Source organism: Sphingobium limneticum (assembly GCF_008710165.1).
GTDB classification, from domain to species: domain Bacteria; phylum Pseudomonadota; class Alphaproteobacteria; order Sphingomonadales; family Sphingomonadaceae; genus Sphingobium; species Sphingobium limneticum.
Window position 1 is genome coordinate 1 of record NZ_VYQA01000067.1, and the last position, 1058, is coordinate 1058.

A 1058-nucleotide genomic window follows, 5' to 3' on the forward strand; every position below is an offset into this window, starting at 1 on the left:
GATTGGTACAACAATCACCGGCTCTTCGGCCCTATCGGGCACATCCCGCCCGCTGAGGCCGAAGACAATTACTATGCAGCCCTCGAGAACCTCGATATGGCTGCATAGCCCAATGAAAACTGCCTCCTGAAAACCCGGGGCGCTTCAAACCCTCCCCAAGCGGATATGGTCTTATAGCCGATGCCTCGCTTTGAGGTGGCCCGTTGTTCCTGCTTGTGCGTTGATGCTGCAACAACAGGAAAACGGCCATGTCCATGCTGCTTGAAAATCTGTCGCGCAAGATGAAGGAAATCGATTTCGCGATGCTTGCCACCCATAGTGGCGGCGGCGCGATCGGATCACGTCTGATAAGCAATAACCGCGAAGTCGATTATGACGGTAGCGCCTGGTTTTTCACGGAAGAGACCACGCTCATGGTGTCGGATTTCAAGGCCGACCCCGCAGTCAATCTGAGCTATCAGGGTAAATCGGGTTTATTCAGCCGACGCCCCTTCTTTCTGGCAGTGCAAGGCACTGCCATGCTCATCCGCGACAAGGACCAGTTTGAAACGCATTGGACGATAGGCCTGGAAAAATGGTGGCCGCAGGGTCCGCAAATGCCTGGCCTTGTCCTACTCAAGGTGATCGGCGAGCGCGCTCATTATTGGGATGGCGAAGAGGAAGGCGAGCTACTGATGGATGGCGCCCATTGATGACGTCTGACTGCAAGCCCTCGTGGCGCCGGTTCGGCAAGGCTGGCGCCAGCCCCCCTTATAACCAACTGCGTTGGGTCAACTGACGTCAGCTGAGGCCGGGTGCCCTTCTTGGTAGATTGCTGGCAGCACCAAAATCGTTTCAAGTGGCAACTGGCAAAATGATGATGCATGTCAGATACGCTAACTTGCTGAGCAATGTGGCGAGGCATCGAAATCTGGTCTGCCCCCACCGAGTGGACCGATTGGTTTGTTAGTGCATTAAGCGCATCGCCGCCATATCCGGACGGAGGTGGAGCGAAGCGGAACCGGAGGCCGGATATGGCGGTGTCGCCGTTTCCGGTGCCGGTGGCCGGTAGCCCAGGC

2 protein-coding genes are annotated in these 1058 nt (G+C 56.7%); one reads left to right on the plus strand and one right to left on the minus strand.

All coding sequences use genetic code 11. The features are described from left to right. Positions 1-248 precede the first annotated feature (248 nt). The gene (locus F4U95_RS24515) at positions 249-692 is read left to right on the plus strand and encodes a pyridoxamine 5'-phosphate oxidase family protein (protein ID WP_120252915.1); all 444 of its coding nucleotides are present in this window, start codon (positions 249-251) and stop codon (positions 690-692) included. 253 nt (positions 693-945) lie between these two features. Here F4U95_RS24515 and F4U95_RS24520 read toward each other — a convergent pair. Then, on the minus strand, positions 946-1058 hold a 113-nt coding region (locus F4U95_RS24520), incomplete at its 5' end, for an integrase catalytic subunit (protein ID WP_150426544.1).

Coding starts and splice junctions, on each gene's coding strand:
- F4U95_RS24515 (WP_120252915.1), top strand. CDS start 249: ATGTCCATGCTGCTTGAAAATCTGTCGCGCAAGATGAAGGAAATCGAT.